Below are 1,641 nucleotides of genomic sequence, written 5' to 3'. Positions count from 1 at the left end.
CTCCTCTTGAATCAGGTAATGGTAGTTGAACACTTGAGTGTGCGATCGCTTTTTTGCTCAATTGTTAAGTTTTGTGTGCGTTGCCCTGCCCTTCCTCCCCATCCTCCCCACACTACTGCTTTTTTGAGCAAACCATAATTAGGGCTTGCTGATTAATTCTAAAAGCTTTGATATATCAAAGCTTTAGCTTTTTTTTGCCCTTAAAAAGTGCGCCTGTTTCAGTCTAAAACGCTCAAAAAGTTAGTATTTTGGGCGCATCGTTGGGCAAAAAAATTACTCTCCATCTCCCCATCTCGCTAAAAAAGATTTTTTCAGCAAACCATAATTATTATACTATAAAGTGTCTTACTAAAGCGTACTTAGTACCACAGTTTCCAACCGACAAATAACAAATAATAATTTATGGTGAACTTAGGAAAATTTCAAGATGACAAATTACGGAGAACTTAGCTATTTAATTGATACTATTATTGCCAATGATTTAGAGTGTCCTCAGTATAAACAATCGCAACAAATTAACTTGCCTGAGACAAAGCAGATGACCAATGATTTAGAGTGTCCTCAGTATAAACAACCGCAACAAACTAACTTGCCTGAGACAAAGCAGATTAGCAATAATCAAAAATTTATTGACAAATATTTTCCTTTTTTGAATCGTAGATTGCGATCGCCAGATTTGAGGTAACTTTGAAGCAGTCTTGACAACCCTTTTCCATTTAGTAGACCACAGTATAGATGTTCCATGGGAGGTCTCTACAAGGGTTGTGGTAAGGAAGCTTTTGATAACTGTTAACGCAGTTACGACCACAGGAGGCTAACTGATAACTGAAATTAGGTAGTGAGTTTAATCACACAGAAACTTGAAAATTGTCACAGAAAAATCCTACTAAGCTCATCATAACTACTGATATATTTCATTAATTTACTAGGATAAATTTCACATATTCTGAGGATATATATCACTGCTTCCAGCCTAAAAATAAGGGATATTAGTAATATGACGAACTCAAGGAAAATTTCAAAATGACTAATTACGGAGAACTCAGCTATTTAATTGATACTATCATTGCATACGATTTAGAGCGTAGTAAGTCTAAACAACAACAACAAATTAACTTGTCTGAGAAAACAAACTTGTCTGAGAAAACAAAGGTTATCAATGATGAAATGATTGACAAATATCTTCCTTGTTTTAGTGGCGATCGCCAGGTTTAAGGTAACTTTGAAGTGGTCTTTATTCACTTCTCAATGTTTGACATTGATATAGCGGGCAATAGTTGTAAAAAGATTTCCCTGTCTTCTATTTAGGGGGTAGGGAGTAGTTCCTTCTCAATAGGAACGGGAACAAGTAGTGAAAGGGGGTGAATATTTATAATTCATATCTAGATTATGAACGCTAATTATAGTATTTTTACACTAATTACAGCAGTAGTATGACAAACTTAAAATGTTGCAATAGTAAGGGCGGGTTCTATAGCACTACTTGAGTCGGGAATAGGGAATAAGGAATAGTAGACTCTCAAAAAGTCTCAGGATTTATAAATATCAAACACCTTAATGCGTAACGCTACAGTTAATATTAATCATATCAATATTCAATGAAATAAACTCGCCCCAACTATTTCAAGAATTTAGAATTTA

General features: G+C 34.7%; 2 protein-coding genes. Both read left to right on the top strand.

The features are described 5' to 3' along the window. The first annotated feature begins 427 nt into the window (after positions 1 to 427). On the top strand, positions 428 to 685 hold the full coding sequence (locus AFK68_RS00245; protein WP_094670716.1) for a hypothetical protein: 258 nt from the start codon (positions 428 to 430) through the stop codon (positions 683 to 685). 338 nt (positions 686 to 1,023) lie between these two features. Next, entirely contained in the window at positions 1,024 to 1,215 is a 192-nt protein-coding gene (locus tag AFK68_RS00240; RefSeq protein ID WP_094670714.1) for a hypothetical protein, read from the top strand. Positions 1,216 to 1,641: the final 426 nt, after the last annotated feature.

The organism is Hydrocoleum sp. CS-953 (assembly GCF_002260545.1).
GTDB lineage: Bacteria > Cyanobacteriota > Cyanobacteriia > Cyanobacteriales > Microcoleaceae > Trichodesmium.
This window is presented reverse-complemented; position numbering and strand designations above follow the sequence as displayed.

Excerpts from the sequence above, each read along its gene's own strand:
- AFK68_RS00245 (WP_094670716.1), top strand. The coding sequence starts at position 428 with ATGACAAATTACGGAGAACTTAGCTATTTAATTGATACTATTATTGCC.
- AFK68_RS00240 (WP_094670714.1), top strand. The coding sequence starts at position 1,024 with ATGACTAATTACGGAGAACTCAGCTATTTAATTGATACTATCATTGCA.